The 17,034-nt window shown below is 33.3% G+C and carries 17 protein-coding genes; 4 read left to right on the forward strand and 13 right to left on the reverse strand.

What is annotated here, in order from left to right; genetic code table 11:
- Nucleotides 1-358 precede the first annotated feature (358 nt).
- The 6 genes from FHQ18_RS01230 to FHQ18_RS01255 are packed head-to-tail and all read right to left on the reverse strand — an operon-like array spanning nt 359 to nt 6,641.
- Complete coding sequence (locus FHQ18_RS01230; protein WP_149265347.1) at nt 359-1,078, reverse strand: FadR/GntR family transcriptional regulator; 720 nt, start codon at nt 1,076-1,078, stop codon at nt 359-361.
- The gene (locus FHQ18_RS01235) at nt 1,047-2,300 is read right to left on the reverse strand and encodes a (Fe-S)-binding protein (protein WP_149265348.1); all 1,254 of its coding nucleotides are present in this window, start codon (nt 2,298-2,300) and stop codon (nt 1,047-1,049) included. Before FHQ18_RS01235 ends, FHQ18_RS01230 begins: the two co-directional genes overlap by 32 nt.
- Nucleotides 2,300-3,673 (reverse strand): FAD-linked oxidase C-terminal domain-containing protein, encoded by a 1,374-nt coding sequence (locus tag FHQ18_RS01240; RefSeq protein ID WP_149265349.1) that lies wholly within the window; start codon nt 3,671-3,673, stop codon nt 2,300-2,302. The genes FHQ18_RS01235 and FHQ18_RS01240 overlap by 1 nt, the downstream gene beginning before the upstream one ends.
- A gap of 13 nt (nt 3,674-3,686) precedes the next feature.
- A complete protein-coding gene (locus FHQ18_RS01245; protein ID WP_149265350.1) occupies nt 3,687-5,015 on the reverse strand; it encodes a TRAP transporter large permease in 1,329 nt (442 codons plus the stop codon).
- Nucleotides 5,012-5,515: a TRAP transporter small permease subunit gene (locus FHQ18_RS01250; protein WP_149265351.1), complete on the reverse strand. Its 504-nt coding sequence runs from the start codon at nt 5,513-5,515 to the stop codon at nt 5,012-5,014. The genes FHQ18_RS01245 and FHQ18_RS01250 overlap by 4 nt, the downstream gene beginning before the upstream one ends.
- 46 nt (nt 5,516-5,561) lie before the next feature.
- Nucleotides 5,562-6,641, reverse strand: a complete 1,080-nt coding sequence (locus FHQ18_RS01255; RefSeq protein ID WP_149265352.1) for a TRAP transporter substrate-binding protein — start codon at nt 6,639-6,641, stop codon at nt 5,562-5,564.
- 173 nt (nt 6,642-6,814) lie between these two features.
- Here FHQ18_RS01255 and FHQ18_RS01260 point away from each other — a divergent pair, with 173 nt between their 5' ends.
- The 3 genes from FHQ18_RS01260 to FHQ18_RS01270 all read left to right on the forward strand — a co-directional run bounded on the left by FHQ18_RS01260 (nt 6,815) and on the right by FHQ18_RS01270 (nt 10,870).
- A complete protein-coding gene (locus tag FHQ18_RS01260; protein WP_149265353.1) occupies nt 6,815-7,279 on the forward strand; it encodes an LUD domain-containing protein in 465 nt (154 codons plus the stop codon).
- Nucleotides 7,280-7,290: 11 nt separating this feature from the next.
- Nucleotides 7,291-9,420 (forward strand): L-lactate dehydrogenase (quinone) large subunit LdhH, encoded by a 2,130-nt coding sequence (gene ldhH, locus FHQ18_RS01265; RefSeq protein ID WP_149265354.1) that lies wholly within the window; start codon nt 7,291-7,293, stop codon nt 9,418-9,420.
- A 262-nt stretch (nt 9,421-9,682) separates the two neighbouring features.
- Entirely contained in the window at nt 9,683-10,870 is a 1,188-nt protein-coding gene (locus tag FHQ18_RS01270) for an IS110 family RNA-guided transposase (RefSeq protein ID WP_149265355.1), read from the forward strand.
- Between the two features lie 243 nt (nt 10,871-11,113).
- Here the strand turns inward: FHQ18_RS01270 and nusG are convergent, their stop codons facing one another.
- The 4 genes from nusG to FHQ18_RS01290 are packed head-to-tail and all read right to left on the reverse strand — an operon-like array spanning nt 11,114 to nt 13,662.
- Nucleotides 11,114-11,611, reverse strand: coding sequence for a transcription termination/antitermination protein NusG (gene nusG / locus FHQ18_RS01275; protein ID WP_149265356.1), 498 nt, complete (start codon nt 11,609-11,611; stop codon nt 11,114-11,116).
- Nucleotides 11,612-11,622: 11 nt separating this feature from the next.
- On the reverse strand, nt 11,623-11,955 hold the full coding sequence (locus FHQ18_RS01280) for a DUF1634 domain-containing protein (RefSeq protein WP_149265357.1): 333 nt from the start codon (nt 11,953-11,955) through the stop codon (nt 11,623-11,625).
- Nucleotides 11,952-12,776, reverse strand: coding sequence for a sulfite exporter TauE/SafE family protein (locus tag FHQ18_RS01285; RefSeq protein WP_149265358.1), 825 nt, complete (start codon nt 12,774-12,776; stop codon nt 11,952-11,954). Before FHQ18_RS01285 ends, FHQ18_RS01280 begins: the two co-directional genes overlap by 4 nt.
- 46 nt (nt 12,777-12,822) lie before the next feature.
- On the reverse strand, nt 12,823-13,662 hold the full coding sequence (locus FHQ18_RS01290) for a zinc dependent phospholipase C family protein (RefSeq protein WP_149265359.1): 840 nt from the start codon (nt 13,660-13,662) through the stop codon (nt 12,823-12,825).
- Between the two features lie 125 nt (nt 13,663-13,787).
- Here FHQ18_RS01290 and FHQ18_RS01295 point away from each other — a divergent pair, with 125 nt between their 5' ends.
- On the forward strand, nt 13,788-14,021 hold the full coding sequence (locus tag FHQ18_RS01295; RefSeq protein WP_149265360.1) for a hypothetical protein: 234 nt from the start codon (nt 13,788-13,790) through the stop codon (nt 14,019-14,021).
- Between the two features lie 137 nt (nt 14,022-14,158).
- Here the strand turns inward: FHQ18_RS01295 and truA are convergent, their stop codons facing one another.
- The 3 genes from truA to FHQ18_RS01310 all read right to left on the reverse strand — a co-directional run bounded on the left by truA (nt 14,159) and on the right by FHQ18_RS01310 (nt 17,031).
- A complete protein-coding gene (gene truA, locus FHQ18_RS01300; protein ID WP_149265361.1) occupies nt 14,159-14,896 on the reverse strand; it encodes a tRNA pseudouridine(38-40) synthase TruA in 738 nt (245 codons plus the stop codon).
- Nucleotides 14,897-15,268: 372 nt separating this feature from the next.
- A complete protein-coding gene (locus tag FHQ18_RS01305; protein WP_149265362.1) occupies nt 15,269-16,018 on the reverse strand; it encodes an energy-coupling factor transporter transmembrane component T family protein in 750 nt (249 codons plus the stop codon).
- Nucleotides 16,015-17,031 carry a DUF1786 family protein gene (locus FHQ18_RS01310; protein WP_149265363.1) on the reverse strand — a complete coding sequence of 339 codons (1,017 nt, stop codon included), beginning with the start codon at nt 17,029-17,031 and terminating at the stop codon, nt 16,015-16,017. The genes FHQ18_RS01305 and FHQ18_RS01310 overlap by 4 nt, the downstream gene beginning before the upstream one ends.
- Between the last annotated feature and the right edge of the window lie 3 nt (nt 17,032-17,034).

A 17,034-nucleotide genomic window follows, 5' to 3' on the forward strand; every position in this document is an offset into this window, starting at 1 on the left:
TCCGTTAAACATTTGTTAAACCTATTCAAAAAAATGCATAAAATAAGTATTTTCTACAGATTCAGGATACCCGAGCTCTATCCTGTTGATCTAACCACCCTCTTTTATAAAATTTTTAGAAAGTTTAATTAGTTGCCACTGAAAAAGTGGCAACTAATTAATAGTTAATACGTTTTTCCTTATTATACTGATTGTTATCCATCAATTACTAAAATCTATTGTCTTATATAATTTATTGTAAACTCTAAATCTTTTTGGGGGTTTTAAAGGGGGCTTGCCCCCTTTAAGTATCATTTTTGCAAATATCACAAATGAATAATTTTTTAATTATCAATAAAATACACTTTTTCAGCAGGAACTAATTAGCAGAATCGTCTTCTGAAATGATCTCTTTCACTTTTTCAAGAACATAGTTCATATGATTTAACATCGCATTGTAAGCTTCTAAAGGATCTTGATTTTTAATGGCAACAAAGATGGCTTTGTGCTGTTTATATAACAAATCATGTTCGTAATAATCATTATAAAGTCTCTTTCTCACTTCAAAAGAAATTTTTTCAATCCATTGATATATTGTGTTCATAATATGTATAAGAAAAATATTTTTTGTGGCATAAGAAATTATAGAGTGAAAATCTGCATCAGAATCATAACCTATCTGCCCATCCTTTAAGGCCACTTCCATTTCATTCAGATATTGCTCAAGCTGTTTCAGCTCTTCTTCCGTAATTCGCTCTGCCGCTGTATAGGCAGCCCACGTTTCTAATATTTTTCTAACTTCCATAATCTCAAGAATAGCATCCTTCTTTTTTGCATACTCTTCAAAAGCATTATCCAGAGCAGTATCACCAAGGGATTTTACATAAGTGCCACCACCCTGCACCTGCTCAAGAAACCCTTTTGCTTCGAGTTTATTGATGGCCTCTCTTAATGTGGGCCTGCTCACCCCCATCTGAGCTGCTAGTTCCCTTTCAGGGGGGAGCTTATCCCCCGGTTTCAACATCCCTTCTATAATCAACTGTTTTATCTGCTCAAAAATTTCATCACTAATTCTTTTTGGCTTGATCCTTTGAAACATCTTCAGCAATCACCTCGTAAATTACTTCTACTGGGTGTAAAACCTTGCAATTTGCATTTACATGCATTACCCCATCCGTTAAATTAATAGCACAACCGGGACAAGGTGTAAACAGAATTTCAATCTCTTTACTCTCTACCTCTTTAGCTTTATCAACTGAAAAAACCACCGATTTATCATAATTTTTTAAATTAAAAGTACCACCAAAACCGCAGCAGCTTTGATTTTCCAGAGAAACAAAATCTGATGAGATACTAGCAACATACTCTGTCATATCATCCACAAAATCTTTATCATAATGACACGGGATATGAAGTGTAACCTTCTTATCAGTAATACTAGATAGCCTGATATCAAGCACCTTATCAAGAAAAATCAGAATATCCATAAATTTCTTATCAGGCACTTCTAACCCTAGATTCTCGCCTAAATCAGCCAGAGAATGATTGCAAGTTGGACAAGCCGTTATCACATATTCCGTATCATATTTTTCGAAATACTCATAATTTTTCTCAAGCAACGCTTTCATCATCTCCTGTTTACCCATGGTAGCAGCAGGAATTCCACAACAGTAATTTACTTCAGGAACAATAACCGTAACTCCCAACTTATTTAAAAGCTTAACTATTTTCTCTCCCCATTCGAAATAAATCATATTTATTGCGCAGCCAGGATAAAAAATCACTTTCATCTTTTCGTTTTCAGCTCTGTTCTCCCCACCATATTCGCCTGTAAAAAACCTCTTTTTTATCCCTTTGGTAAATCTCTCACCAATTCCTTTAAATATTGGTTTATAAATATCATCTTTGACTTTTTTCGTTCCAAGTTTAAACCCCATGTGAAAAAGAGGAGCAAATCTACTCATCAATTCAGGTTTACCAAGCAAAATCTCCAAAAGTACTTTTTGATAAACCGGCAAATCTTTAACTTCTCTCAGTATTGATTTCCCTTTTAGAAAAATTTCAACAGTCTTAACGCCACTTGGACAGTTAGTCTCACATCTTCCGCATAAAATACAATAATCAAGATACTTTAAAACAGTTTCCACATTTTCAATTTTTCCTTCATAAATAGACTCTAATAAAGAAATTTTCCCTCTTGCCACAGATCCTTCAAACAAATCTTTCTTATAAAGAGGGCAATGCGCCTGGCATGTACCACACTTCATACACCTTATGATCAAATCTTCTAACTGTTTCAAATCTTCCACTAACTTTTTCATTAAAGCCCCATCTTGTGTGGATTTAATAAATTTTTCGAATCAACTCCCATTTTTAAGTTTTTCATAAAATTAAGTGTACCTTTCCCCACTTCCATTTCCATATATTTTGCCTTTAATAAGCCAACTCCATGCTCTCCGCTCAGCGTACCTCCAAATAAAAGAGCTTTTTCAAATATTTCATCAATGGCCTTCTCTACCCTTCTAAATTCATCCTCATCCCTTTTATCTGTAAGAATTGTAGGGTGAAGATTACCATCACCTGCATGACCAAACGTTCCAATCGTTATATTATATTTAGAAGCAATCTCTTTGATAGCTTTCATCATATCAGGAATTTTGCTGCGAGGCACCGTAGCATCCTCTAAAATAAGAGTTGGCTTCAACCTTGCAAGGCAGCTTAAGGCTTTTCTCCTTGCAGTCCAGAGCTTATCCCTTTCCTCATTATTATCTGCAACCTTTACATTCCCTTTATTTTTCTCACAAATCTTCTTAACCATGATAAACTCATCTTCTACCACAGCAGGATGACCATCCACTTCTATTAACAATAAAGCATCAGCCTTCACCGGTAATCCGATTTTTTCCGACTCTTCCACTGCATTAATAGTAAAATTATCCATCAATTCCAGCGTACTTGGCAAAATTTTTGAAGCAATTATTTCTGAAACCGTATTACATGCATCTATCACCGATGAATACTCTACAAGCATAGATTTCGATGTCGCAGGCTTTGGAACAAGCTTTAGTATCACCTCATACATAATACCAAGCATCCCTTCAGAGCTAATCATCAAACCTGGGATATTAAAACCGGTTACGAGTTTTACCGTTTTTCCGCCCCCTATTACCTCATTGCCTGCCATATCAAATAGTTTCACACCCATCACATAATCTTTGGTGACACCGTATTTCAAACCTCTTAATCCACCAGCATTTTCCGCAACATTACCGCCAATGGTTGAAATATTCATACTTCCTGGATCCGGTGGGTAAAAAAGTCCATACTCTTCAACTTTATCCGCAAGCTGTTTTGTAACAACCCCAGCTTCCACAACTGCATAAAGATCTTTTTCATTTATCTCCAAAATTCTGTTCATTTTAGTAGTCACCAACACACAACCACCGGACACAGGAACAGTCCCACCACTTAAATTGGTACCTGCACCTCTTGTAATTATTGGAATCTCATTTTCACTCATCAGGTTAATAACAAACTGCAAATCATCTTTATTTTCAGGAAACACCACAATATCAGGCAACACCTTTTCGCCATAAGCAGCATCATAACTGAAAAGCGCTCTATCACCTTCATCTATCAAAACACTGCTTTTGCCCAACCTCTTTTCAAGCTCTTTGACCAAACTTTTCTTCATAAATACCTCTTTGTTATTGTTTAAACACAACAGATGGCAACCATGTAATAATCTCTGGGAAAATTAGGCATAATGCAAGCCCTATTAATTGGAGGATAACAAATGGTATAATACCTCTGTATATATGTCCCATTGTCATACCTTCTGGGGCAACCCCTTTTAAGTAAAACAGTGCATATCCGAAAGGAGGTGTTAAAAATGACATCTGCAAATTTACAGAAACAATCATTGCAAACCATAATGGATCAAACTTCAACTGATCAACAGCTATAGGAGTAAAAATAGGAACACACAAAAGCAATATACCGAGCCAATCCACAAACATACCAAGGATAAAAATAATAAACATCATAATACCTAAAATCACCCATTTATTCGAACTGATTGAAAAGAGTATACTTGTAAAGACGTCACCACCACCTAAACCCATAAAAATAGATGTATAAAAGTTAGCACCAACAAAGATAAGCATAACCATACAAGTAATTTTCAAAGTAGAATACCCAGCCTCTTTTAACATTTTCAAATCCAATCTCTTGTTTAAAGCAGCCAAAACCAAAGCTCCAATACAACCCAAACCAGCAGCCTCAGTAGGAGTAGCAATACCACCTGCAATACTACCAAGAACTGCAAAAATTAAAAATAGAGGTGGCACCATAGATTTCAGCGTCATTAATAATTTTTGACCTGTTGTATGAACACGCTCTTTTTCTGGAATAGGAGGTCCGGCTTCAGGATTTATAAATGTACAGTAAACCCATGTATATATTAAATACAGTGTAGATAATAATAGTCCCGGCATAAATGCAGCCATAAAAAGCTTTCCAACAGACATTCCAATCAACCCACCATAAACCACCAACATAATGGAAGGAGGAATTAATATACCAAGTGTTCCACCTGCTGTGATAACACCAGCCGTCAACTCCTTGGAATATCCTTTTTTTAACATTGAAGGAGCTGCCAAAAGTCCCATTGCCACCACGGAAGCACCTATAATACCTGTTGTAGCTGCAAAAACCGTACAAACTACAACAGTTGCAAGTGCAAGCCCTCCTTTTACAGGCCCTAAAACTATGTACATTGTTTCATAAAGTTCTTCAGCTACCCCTGATTTATCGAGAAACTGTGCCATTAAGATAAAAAGAGGTATTGCCACAAGCACATAATTCGTCATTAATCCGTATGTTTTATTTGCCAATATGAAAAAAGCACCTGGACCATAACCCAAAATACCAAAAATTATACCAAGACCACCAAGAGTAATTCCTAATGGATGACCTAAAAAAACAGCTATCAATAGAACAACAAACATTGCAACAGATAAAAATTCAGGACTCATTCTATCTCCTCACCTTTTATTTTGTAAAAAGATTTGATTGCTTCTGATATTCCTTGTAACAATAAGAAAAAGAATGCTATTGGCATAAAAGTTTTAAAAGGATATACAGGTGGAGCCCAAGGCGATTGGCTATGTTCTAACCCTTGCCAAGATTGCAGCATAAAAGTCCAGGTTGATTTTATAGCAACCAATGTAAAAGGAAGAAAAAATATAACAAAGGTTATTAATTCTAAGATACCTTGAGTTTTTTTGCTCAATCTTGAGTATATAACATCTATCCCTATATGCATTTTATGCTTTAGAGTATAACCAAACCCCATTAAAAACATAACTGCATAAAGCATATAGCTTAACTCAAAAGCCCACATTGTAGGGCTGTTAAATACTTTTCTTCTTACAACCTCAAAAACCACCACAAAAAGTAACACGAATACCAAAATACTCGTTATTTTACCTATAACTTCATTAATAGCATCAATAAATTTTACGATTTTTCTCATTAGAACCTCCGATTGAAAAAAAAGGGGAGTAAACTCCCCCCTTTAACTACTCGTAATGTTTACCATTAATGTATTCTTGATATGGATAAGCAGAAACACCGCTGCGTAAATCTTTCCATTTTGAGTATTCAGCGATGAAATCTTCTTGAGATTTAAGAACTTTATCAAGAAACGGACTTTGCTTTCTAAGATTATCCAAATAAGCCTTTGTAGTTTTTCTTAATTCATTTAAAGACTCGTCTGAAAGTTTATTAAATTTTACCCCTTCTTTCAAATATTTTTCTATTGCCTTTGCATTATTATATTCACTTCTTGCCAAATCCCAAAGTTGAGTCTCTCTTGAAGCAACCTCAAGAACCTTTTTGAGATGATCTGGAAGTTTATCATAAGCGCGTTTGTTTACTTCAAACATCAACTGAACTGCAGTTTGGTGCCATCCAGGTACCATAACATTCTTTGCAATCTCTTGAAAACCCATAGGATAAGTAATAAATGGAGTAGAAAATTCTGCAGAATCCAACACGCCTCTCTCAAAAGCAAGATATATTTCACCACCAGGAAGCGGTGTAACTGATACACCCATATTTTTAAGAATATCAGCAGCCCAACCCACTGTTCTTACTTTCATACCTTTTAGTTGAGACACTTCAGTAATAGGCTTTTTAGTAAAAAAGCCCATCTCTTGTCCGGAATTTCCTCCCAAAAGTGGTACAAGTCCGTATTTCCCATAAAGCTCTTTTGCAAGCTTCATTCCATCTCCAGCCATAAGCCAAATGGAATACTCAATATTGTTCATTCCGAAAGGAACAGAAGCAAATGCAACAAAAGCCTGATCTTTCCCCTTCCAATAACCTGGCCAATCATGCCCCATTTCAGCAACACCATTCCTTACTGCATCGAAAACCTGAAACGCAGGAACAATTGAACCAGCAGGAAAAACTTTAATTTTCAACTCACCATTAGACAGTTCCTCAACAGTTTTTGCAAAATGCAAAACTGTTTCATGCCAAGGAATCCCGGTAGGCCAAGTAGTTATAAGTTTCCAGCGGTAAGTTTTTGCATAAACCTGATTAAACATAAAAATTACAAACAGCGCAATAAGCAAGGTTTTCAAAAAACGTTTCATAAAATGACCTCCCATTTTTTATTACCAACAATTGGTAATACCATATAATAATATTACCTATATTTTGTCAAGCTCTTTTCTCCTTGATATTTAGAATATTTTTATAAATAAATAAAATATTGACAACCATTACAACATGTATTTATAATGGTCTTACCATTTCGGAGGGCTATATGGTTGAAACATTTATTCAATATTCAAAATTAGTGGGAAATAAAAATCATGTTTTAAATGAAGAAGACTTTTTAAAAATAGATTTAAAAAAAGAATACGATTTTATTTATTTACCTTCATACTCTATACATAAAACCCTAGAGATTGACAAAAACGGTATCGCTGCTGCTGTTATAGAAGCTGATTTTGGAATTGCAGAAACCGGAACTGCTGTAATTGATTCGAAGAATTACAATTTAAGGAAAGCAACTTGTCTTGCTGAAAAGCTGGATATTGTAATCTTCAAGTCAAAGATTTTGAAAAAACTTGAAGATATATCTACATTTCTAAAAGAAAAAACATCTGAAGACAGCTATATCGCATTCATTACAGGCGCCAGTAGAACGGCAGATATCGAACGAGTCCTCACAATCGGCGTACATGGTCCTTGTGAAACTAACATTTTTATAATTAATGACAGATAGGAGTAGCTACCATGTTGAAGCAATTAATTAAAGAAAAAATTAATGATAAAATTTTATCCGAAAATTTAAAAACCTTTGCTGAAAGCTATAAAATATCTAAAGAAAAAGCCTACCAGGGTCTAAACTTTGAAAAAATCAGAACGAAAATAAATAATATTAAAGATTTAAGTTATGAGGAAATTATAAATCTTTATAATAAATTTAAAGAAAATGCCTTAAAAAAAGGTTGTTATGTCTATGAAGCAGCCACAGCAGAAGATGCAAACAACTACATTTTGGAAGTCTGCAAAAAACACAATACCGATATCATTGTTAAATCAAAGTCCATGACTTCAGAAGAAATCAAATTAAACGAGTTTCTGGAAAAAAATGGTATTACCCCCATAGAAACGGATCTGGGAGAATGGATTTTACAGCTTGCCGGCGAAACGCCAAGCCATATGGTTATGCCCGCCATACATAAAAGCAGAAAACAGGTGGCAAAACTTTTTGAAAAGGTCACAGGGAATAAGATTGACGAAAATGATATAGAAGCAATGGTAAAAATTGCAAGAAAACAGCTTAGAGACTACTATTTTAATGCCAAAGTAGGAATAACCGGTGCCAATGTGGCCGTAGCAGAAACTGCAACAATAGGAATTGTAACAAACGAAGGTAACGCAAGACTCTCAACTACCATCCCAGATGTTCATATTATTATTCTTGGATATGAAAAACTTGTAAATACATTTAAAGATGCTTTACAGATAATTAGAGCACTGCCAAAGAGTGCCACAGGTCAGATTATAAGTACTTATGTCACATGGATATCAGGAAGTTATCCGGCAAAAAACGATAAAAATAAAGAAGTACATTTCGTTTTCCTTGACAATGGTAGACTCCCTCTATTCAAAAATAAAAATTTAAAAGAAGCTTTAAAATGTATCAGATGTGGAAGCTGTGCCAACGTATGCCCCGTATATGAAATAATTGGCGGACATGTTTTCGGTGATACTTATGTGGGTGCCATAGGATTGATTCTCACATCATTTTATGGAGACGAAAAGAAGGCAAATGAGATTTTAAAGCTATGTATCGGCTGTAAAACCTGTTCTGTAAATTGTCCAGCAGGAATAGATTTACAAAGCCTCATCTCAGATATCAACGCCACAATTACACCAAAATACGGCCTAAGTCTTCCCAAAAAAGCAGTTTATTCATATGTTATGCCAAACCCTGCATTATTCAAAACAATTACAAAGATAGGCAAATATCTTCAAAGGCCTCTCTTAAAAAATGAAAAAATCGAAAAGATCCCTTTTATGGGAAAAGAGAAAAACTTCAGGGCATTACCATCCATAGCACCAAAAAGTTTTACCGCACTTTATAAAGATTTTTACAGCTCAAAACCATCAAAGAAATATAAAAAATCAGTTACTTTCTATTCTGGTTGTGCCATTGAATATTTTTATCCGGAAATGGGACTAACTCTTTTGAAGCTCCTTGATAGAGCAAATATCAAAGTGAACATTCCTGAGAAAATGGTCTGCTGCGGACTTCCTGCCATTCATGCTGGAGATGGGGAAAATGGTAAAAAAACCATCATTAAAAATCTGAAATATTTTGATGAAAAAATTAATGAAGATATAATCACTCTCTGTCCAAGCTGTGGAATGGCAATCAAAGAAGAATTTCCTAAATACACCATTAACTCACCACAAGACTATAAAAAAAGTGAAAAAATGGCTAACAAAGTCAAATCTTTATCTCAATTTCTTGCAGAAAACCGGTTAGAGCTCAAATACACTGCAAAATACAAAGTCACATACCACACCCCTTGCCACCAAAAAAGAGGGTTGTGCTTTTCAACAGAAAACTTTTTACAAGAAATTTTAAAAGATTATTTTATACCACTTAAAGATAGCGATGTATGTTGTGGATTTGGTGGCTCATTCTCCTTTGACTTTGCAGAAATTTCATCAAAAATACTTGAGAATAAAATAAACAATATAAAGAATACTAACGCAGAAATCCTCCTAACAGATTGCCCGGGATGTATAATGCAAATTGAAGGTGGGCTCATCAAGAAAGGGGTTAATGTGAAAGTAATGCATGTCTCCGAGTTTCTTGAAAATTATACGAAAATTATAGAAAAAAAATAATTTGATAAACTCGATTTACTAGACAATCTCTAATTAGTTCTCACTTTTTCAGTGAGAACTCCTACGTTTTTTTGTTGTATAAGAAAATTATATTATGTAATGAATTAAGAATGGGACAGAGGACTACAGTGGGAATAAGCTTAAAAGCTTCATATTTAGTCTGTCCCCCGTCCCGAAAGTCCCTATTGGTTGATTTGGCTATCAAGCCACTGTCAAACGGGAGTTTGGATTCGGGACTAAAATATTTTAAGTGAGGTTTGACATGAAAAATGACAAATTTGCTTTCTTTATAGGTGTTGATGTTTCCAAAGATAAGTTTAATTGCGCTATTATTAACAATAAGCTTGAACTTCTCAAAGAAGCTGAATTTCAAATGGACATTGATGGTTTTAACAGCTTCTATGACTTGATTAAAAAGTATGACTCCTCTATCATTGCTCTTGAATCTACTGGCAGCTATCACATTAACCTCTTAGCATCCCTTGTATCCAAAAAGAAAGATGTCTGTCTTATTAATCCAGCTCTCATCAAAAAATTTGCCCAATCCGTTACTCTCAGAAAAACCAAAACCGATAAAATTGATGCTGTTATCATTGCTAAATTTATAGCTAAGAATATTGAACATTTCAATTATTTTGCTCTTCCTGAGTCCAATGATATTATCGCACTTGCCAGGATGAGAGAACATATTACTCAGCAGATTGCAAGAGTTAAGACTCAGCTTAAACAGCATCTTACTGTAGTATTTCCTGAACTTGTGGCAAATGCCAATGTATTTACTCAATCCATTTTGCATATCCTTAAACATATGCCTACAGCTGAAATCATCAGGAATGCTAATGAAGATGATATTCAAAAGATTCTTGATGAATTGAAGTTTGCACATAAGTCAAATATTACCCCTCAGAAGCTCATATCCCTTGCTAAATCCTCCATTGGTATTTCCTCTGATATCTGGGCTACTGTCATCAAAGAAGATGTTGAAATGCTCATATTTCTTAATAGCCGACTTGATAATATTACGAAGGAATTTATTGATAAAATAAAATCTTCCAAAAAAGATGATATGGAGATTATTACTTCTATCAAAGGAATTAATGATATTACCGCTGCCCATTTTCTTGCAGAAATTAAAGATATAAACAGATTTGCCAACAAAGGTAAACTTGCTGCCTATGCCGGGATAGATCCTGCTATTAAACAATCCGGAAGTATGTATAGTAACGGCAGAATAAGTAAAAAAGGATCCCGGTCCCTTAGGCGTATTCTTTATCTTATGGCAAGTGGTGTTATGAAGTTTAATGAGTATTTTAGAGCGTATTATTTGAAAAAGAAGGAGGAAGGTATGCCTCATAGAAAAGCTATGATTGCATTGTGTAACAAACTTGTGCGTGTACTTTATGCCATGCTTACAAAAAAAGAGGTTTTTCATATGCCTAAATTATCTTAATAATTTTTAATATTTATAGTTGACTAATTACTAAATAAAATCTTTATAACTTTTAAATTAGTTGCTAGCAAATATTTAAAGAAGAATGACACACATATGAAAACATGAAATATGGCACAATATTATAATTTTCATCCCCCAGCTTTTTTATAAAAAATATTCAAAGACTGGAGGAATTTTTATGGTAAAACTGAAATAAATCAATTATTAATAATTAGTTGCCACTTTTTCAGTGGCAACTAATTATTTTTTTGCTTGTAAATAAGATTCATCAATTTCAACTTTTAGCTCACCGCTAATGGTCTTCAATAAAATGAGTACCCTGTCTTTCGGTTTTATCTCTTCTAGGAAAATGGCTTCAAAACCTTTAAATGGACCATCGGTAATATAAACCTTTTCCCCTTTTTCGAAGCTTTTTTCCAACACCACAAAACCATCTTTCATCTGGTTCTTAATAGACAGTATGATCTCTTCAGGCACTTCAGCAGGCTCCCCATTCTCCCCCATAATTACCTTACTTACCCCTCTTGTGTATTTAACCAGTCTATAATCTTCAAGTTCAAATCTAACAAAAAGATAGTTAGGAAAAAGTTCACTTGTTACTTCATTTAATTTCCCAGCAACTCTTTTTTTCTCTTTGAATAGAGGATGAAATACTTCATATCCAGCTCTTTCTAAATGGAATTTTGCTATTTTCGCGGATTTCGGTTTACAATAAATACAGCGCCACCTCTTTTGCATACATAATCCTTTCAACTTATAAAAATATAAATTCCAAATACCAAAAATATTATCAAACACATAAAGGCACTTTTATAATCATTCTTTTTTAAAAAATCAATTAACATATAAAAACCAGCTAAAATCGGGGTAAAAATTATTACTAGAATAGCTAATAAAAAAAATGAAATGGCTTTCAAATTTAAAATACCAAAAAATATTTCCTTTATCCCAGCAAATTGATTATAAAGATCAAATCTTTCTCCTTTTAAAACAAAAATAACTAAGCCAACAACCATTAAAAAAATCGAAATTTTAACGCCGAGCCCATAAATTTTTGCAACCTTTTCTCTTAAAATCTTCAACGAATCCCCCTATAAAACATCTGAAATGCAATAACAATTAAAAAAGCTGTAAAAAGAATTTTTATTCTACTATCTTTTAATTTCGGGAAAAACCTGATTCCAATATTCGAACCTAAAAACACCCCCATCACCACAAAAGAAGCAATGACAGGATTAATAAGATTTGTTTTTAAATACACAATAGATGCTGCAGCCGCTGTGAGAGTCATCATAAAATTGCTGGTCGTTGTGGCTGCCTTAATAGGTATTTTAGAAATGAGATTCATAGCTGGTACTTTGAATACGCCTCCCCCTATCCCAAGCATCCCAGATAGTAAACCGGCAATCCCCGAAACCGTAGAAGTCAAAAATAAATTGATGGGTACATAATGAATTTCTTTATTTAATCTTTCATCATAATATTTTCCCGAGAAGAAACTTTTTGAATCTGGACGTAAATTAAGCAATTTCTCTTGATCTCCCCTTTTAATATTCCTTATATAAAAATAAGCCGTTATTAAAAGAACAGAACCAAAGGAAATAAACAGATATTTTTCACTAACTGAAACTGAAATAATACCACCTATAATGGCAAAAATTGTGGTAATTATCTCCAGAAACAATCCTAATCTTAAATTAGTCAACCCTTTTCTAATATAGGTTGCCGAAGCATTGCTACTTGCAAATATTACAGAGATTAGGCTTGTTGCAATAGCTACATGGATGGGAATGTGAAAAAGTAATGTTAAAACGGGCACAATGATAGAGCCACCCCCAATACCCAAAAAAGCGCTCAAAAGCCCTACCACAAAGCCGCTTACAAATAGCAATAAGAAGAACATGCCAAATTATTTACAACATTTCAGCTAATAAATCAAACAGTTGTATCTATTTAAATTCAGGTTTATGAGTTTCTATAAAAAGATAGTTCCTATCATATTCTCGTAATTTCTTCTTACCAATATCACTTTTCAAAACATCCCTTTGTAATCTAGCAACTATCATCCTTCTCTTGCCACTTGGATCATATTTTATAAGATTAAAAAAACCTTTCTCAACTGCATTCTTTGCTACAAAATAAGCCTGTTCACCAAAATAAGCGCACCTATCTTCAAACTTCTTTACACGAAGTCTTTTTATCTTTTCAGCAATTTTTGCAATCCCAAAAATTCTTTGATAAGTTACTCCTCTTTTCAAAAGATTTATCTGTTTTTCAAAGTATTTTTTGTCCACATTAAAAGTTCTCAAAAAAAGTTCGCCATTTTCAGAAGCATGATCAAGAAGATATCTCAAAGTATAATACACCTCATTACTGTTAATAGATTCTTCCGCATATTCTACTAAGAAATGGGAAAACAATTTCTTTTTACTTACTAACAGAATATTATGAGGAACAAAATAATTATGTGCCACAATATCAGCAGAAAGATGCGCAGCGTAGCCATGGACAAAAGATTTCTCATAATCTCTTTTTGCATTTTTAAAAAGTTTAGACACTGTATTCCAACTGTGAGTCTCAAGTTGCTTTTTAAACGTAGATAACTCTTTAAAAAGATTAAAAAAATCTGGAAATATATTCCCAAGCAAAAAATGAACCGGAAATTCTTTAATCAAGCTAAAACTTGTATTCTCAAGGATTTTTAAACCGATAGTGATATGCGTTTCAAAACCCCAGGCAAAAACAGACACAGGAAAAATTAAAAAAAGCAAAACTACTACTAACACCATAGTTACTAACTTATTCTTTTTAAAAAAATGTTCAATCTTTTTTAATAATACTTTTTTGGTCTTTTTTTACTTGAAATGACAAAAATTCTAATTTATAATGATTAAAAATTTGAAAGAGGAGTTTTATGAAAGAACGTTACCTTGAATTAAAAAAAATAGTAGTCGAAATGAATGATTCCTATGAATTTTTAAATGTGGAGGAAAGAGAAGATTTGGAAAATTACCAAAAAGAGATGAAATTACTTGAAAGCAAATTAAATGATGAAGATTTAGCATGGGTTGACGAACAATTTAAAGAGTGGTATGAAAAATATATCATGATGGAAACCCTTGTTTTCATCAAACCAAAAACAGGCTAATAACGCTATAAATAGCATTAACTAAATACCCAAAAGTATTAATTTTGTTGTTTGCAAGAATTGCTAATTTTGTCAGGAATTAGGGATACCCCCCACTTTTCGTGGGAAAAAACCTTTTAACGTTGACTAAATATTTTTTAATAAAAAACTTCTTTCAAATAAAGCCCATGGGCAGGAGCAGTCCTACCTGCCTGTTCTCTATCACGGCTTTCAAGTATTTTTTCAATATCATCAACACAACCATTATTAAAATAAATATCCACTACAGTTCCTACAATATTTCTTACCATGTTATGTAAAAAACCATTGGCATTTATCTCAATATTAATAAAGGTATCTTCTTTAGAAATATTAACAAAATTAATTTTCCTTACTGGATTTTCAGGCACACTTCTTTTAAGGCACATCGCACTAAAATCCTTTTCTCCAACAAAACAGTTTAACAATTCCTCAAATTTTTCTAATCTAATTTCTTCTCTAATCCACCAGGCCCTATTTCTGTAAATAGCCGAGCGTACCGGATGATTATAAATTTTGTATAGATAGGTTTTACTTTTTGCTGACTTTTGAGCATGAAAATTGTTGTCCACATCATCCACTTTTTTAATAACCACATCATCCGGTAATATACTGTTTAATCCCATCAAAACAGATCTGTTTTCAAGATATCTTGATGCTGTAAAATGAAATACTTGCCCCAATGCATGAACACCTGTATCTGTTCTACCTGACCCCACTATTTTTATCTCAGCTTTATAAATTTTTGATAATGCATCTTCTATGACCTTTTGCACTGTTCTTACGTTTTTCTGCCTTTGCCATCCATAAAAATTGGTTCCATCATATTCCACAACACATTTCTTCTTAACTTTCACAGAAAAACTCCTTTCTAAACAATAATTCTGGGGTATACCTGCTCTCCCAGCGCCCCTATTTCTGCAAAAATTCTATTCACACAAATTAAGTGAATTGGAGAAATAGGGAAATGGGGAGATATAAAATGTTCAAAATATTCAGCGTTCATTAGCACGTTCATTCACACCTACACTTACCTATTAATAACCATGAATAACTTCTTAATTACCAAATAATTCAACATTAAAATTGATCATTCATTATTTTCCTATTCCCCTCAACCTATTTTTAACCTTGAACCTTGAACTTTGAACCTTATACATTTTCTACTTATCCTTTGCTCTTACAACCCATACTACCCCTAATACCTTTAATACCTCTACAACCACAAATCAAACATATAGTACCCCAATAAAAATCAAACATTCAAAAAACAAAAAAAATAGAATATCTGTTTTGACAGGTTTTGATATTTTCAACACCTTCTCCCAATCTCGTTTATACATTAAAGTGATCGATAACTGCTCAGAATAATAAAAAATTCTATGAAACAGAGGAATCAAAAAATCATCCAAACTCATTAAATTTTTTAAAAAACTTTTTTCTTCACCTCTGATTTTTTGGGCAATGCGAATCTTTTCACTCTCCTCAAAAAGTAAAGGAATAAATCTTAAAGCAATAATACTCGAAATAGCTATATCATTCACATTTACCTTCAAAAACTTTAGTGGGCGCAAAAGAAAATAAATAATTTTGACAAAATCATAAGGCGGAGTAGTAACTGTCAAAAGAGATGAAACTAAAATGATTATGAAAAATCTCAATGTATAGACTATGCTAAACTGTAAGTTGTTTAGATTAAATTGAAAATCACCGGCACTTGTAAAAAAAAGCTGTATAAAAAAAGTAAACATAAGCAAAAAAATAAATGGCCTAACAGATTTCAGTAGTGAGGAAACCTGTATTTTTGCCGTCTTTGATATAATTAACAGCAAAATTATATTAAAAAGTAGGAAATAAATATTGCTAGATACCCCTATTAACAAAATCAAGCTCATACCAATCAAAAATTTCAAAAGAGGATGAAAATTATGAATTATGGAATTTTTAGGAAGGTATCTGCCAAAATAAAGATTATTCATACCAATGACTGTTGCATAAGTAATCCTACACAACCTGTAATCATTACATCACCAAAAGGGTTTGCAAACTTTACTCTATCATTTTCGCAAAACAGCTCTTCTCTCCTTGGACCTGTTACAAAAATATCTATTTTATCATAAGATATGTTTTCAATTTTGAAAAACGTATGTGCACCATGCCCTTTATCATCAAAAATTTCATTATGTGACAAGTTATAATCAACCATCTTTTTCAAAAAACTTATCAATTTTTCTGTCGTCAATTTCGATGTATGATGCTCCAAAAATGCAGAAACATTATAATTCTCATCCACAATAGCTGCAAAAGTATGTCCGTTTCCCACATCCACAGTTATTACTGGAAATTTCTTCGCACAAAAAGCGGCTCCAAGAGCAGCCACAACGGAAGTATCTGAAATGGCAAAATTTTTAATATCAAAATCATTAAACTGTTTTTTTAAGGAATTCCACCTTGTAAAATTTTCAGGAATTATATCTTCAGCCTCAAACTTAGCACTTTTCAATCCGTTTTTTAAAAAACTTTTCAGAAATTCGATACGTACTTCCCTATCAGACACCCCTTTGCGAAACCCGTGATCCTGCGCAGCAATCAACACTTTGTCAATATTACATTGACACCTACTTTCAATAAAATACAAAACTTCTTTATCCACCTCTTTTAGAAAGATATCAGGATGTAATACATCCTCCACCACCAAAAAACCATCAGCTTTTACTTCACTAATATCATCACTGATCGTTTTAGAGGCCTCTTTGGAAATAAATACTTTGTTGCCTTTCAAATGCCTCTTCAATGCTTTGTTTATTAAACCACCACCCACAGTGTATCCACCAACAAAGATATCACCTTTTAAACTTGAAACTTGCCTGGAAAAATATTTCGTAGGTGATGGTAAAATAAGTTTTAAATAATTCTCAGGATTTTTTTCTTTACTATCGTACAATAAAAGATCTGATGTACCTAAACCTATATCAATTGCTAAAACTTGCATTTA

The organism is Deferribacter autotrophicus (assembly GCF_008362905.1).
Classification (GTDB): Bacteria; Chrysiogenota; Deferribacteres; order Deferribacterales; family Deferribacteraceae; genus Deferribacter; species Deferribacter autotrophicus.

Bases quoted from the DNA above. Each gene is read 5' to 3' on its own strand.
- FHQ18_RS01230 (WP_149265347.1), bottom strand. From the start codon at position 1,078: ATGTTTCAAAGGATCAAGCCAAAAAGAATTAGTGATGAAATTTTTGAG.
- FHQ18_RS01235 (WP_149265348.1), bottom strand. From the start codon at position 2,300: ATGAAAAAGTTAGTGGAAGATTTGAAACAGTTAGAAGATTTGATCATA.
- FHQ18_RS01240 (WP_149265349.1), bottom strand. From the start codon at position 3,673: ATGAAGAAAAGTTTGGTCAAAGAGCTTGAAAAGAGGTTGGGCAAAAGC.
- FHQ18_RS01245 (WP_149265350.1), bottom strand. From the start codon at position 5,015: ATGAGTCCTGAATTTTTATCTGTTGCAATGTTTGTTGTTCTATTGATA.
- FHQ18_RS01250 (WP_149265351.1), bottom strand. From the start codon at position 5,515: ATGAGAAAAATCGTAAAATTTATTGATGCTATTAATGAAGTTATAGGT.
- FHQ18_RS01255 (WP_149265352.1), bottom strand. From the start codon at position 6,641: ATGAAACGTTTTTTGAAAACCTTGCTTATTGCGCTGTTTGTAATTTTT.
- FHQ18_RS01260 (WP_149265353.1), top strand. From the start codon at position 6,815: ATGGTTGAAACATTTATTCAATATTCAAAATTAGTGGGAAATAAAAAT.
- ldhH (WP_149265354.1), top strand. From the start codon at position 7,291: ATGTTGAAGCAATTAATTAAAGAAAAAATTAATGATAAAATTTTATCC.
- FHQ18_RS01270 (WP_149265355.1), top strand. From the start codon at position 9,683: ATGAAAAATGACAAATTTGCTTTCTTTATAGGTGTTGATGTTTCCAAA.
- nusG (WP_149265356.1), bottom strand. From the start codon at position 11,611: ATGCAAAAGAGGTGGCGCTGTATTTATTGTAAACCGAAATCCGCGAAA.
- FHQ18_RS01285 (WP_149265358.1), bottom strand. From the start codon at position 12,776: ATGTTCTTCTTATTGCTATTTGTAAGCGGCTTTGTGGTAGGGCTTTTG.
- FHQ18_RS01290 (WP_149265359.1), bottom strand. From the start codon at position 13,662: ATGGTGTTAGTAGTAGTTTTGCTTTTTTTAATTTTTCCTGTGTCTGTT.
- FHQ18_RS01295 (WP_149265360.1), top strand. From the start codon at position 13,788: ATGAAAGAACGTTACCTTGAATTAAAAAAAATAGTAGTCGAAATGAAT.
- FHQ18_RS01305 (WP_149265362.1), bottom strand. From the start codon at position 16,018: ATGAATAATCTTTATTTTGGCAGATACCTTCCTAAAAATTCCATAATT.
- FHQ18_RS01310 (WP_149265363.1), bottom strand. From the start codon at position 17,031: ATGCAAGTTTTAGCAATTGATATAGGTTTAGGTACATCAGATCTTTTA.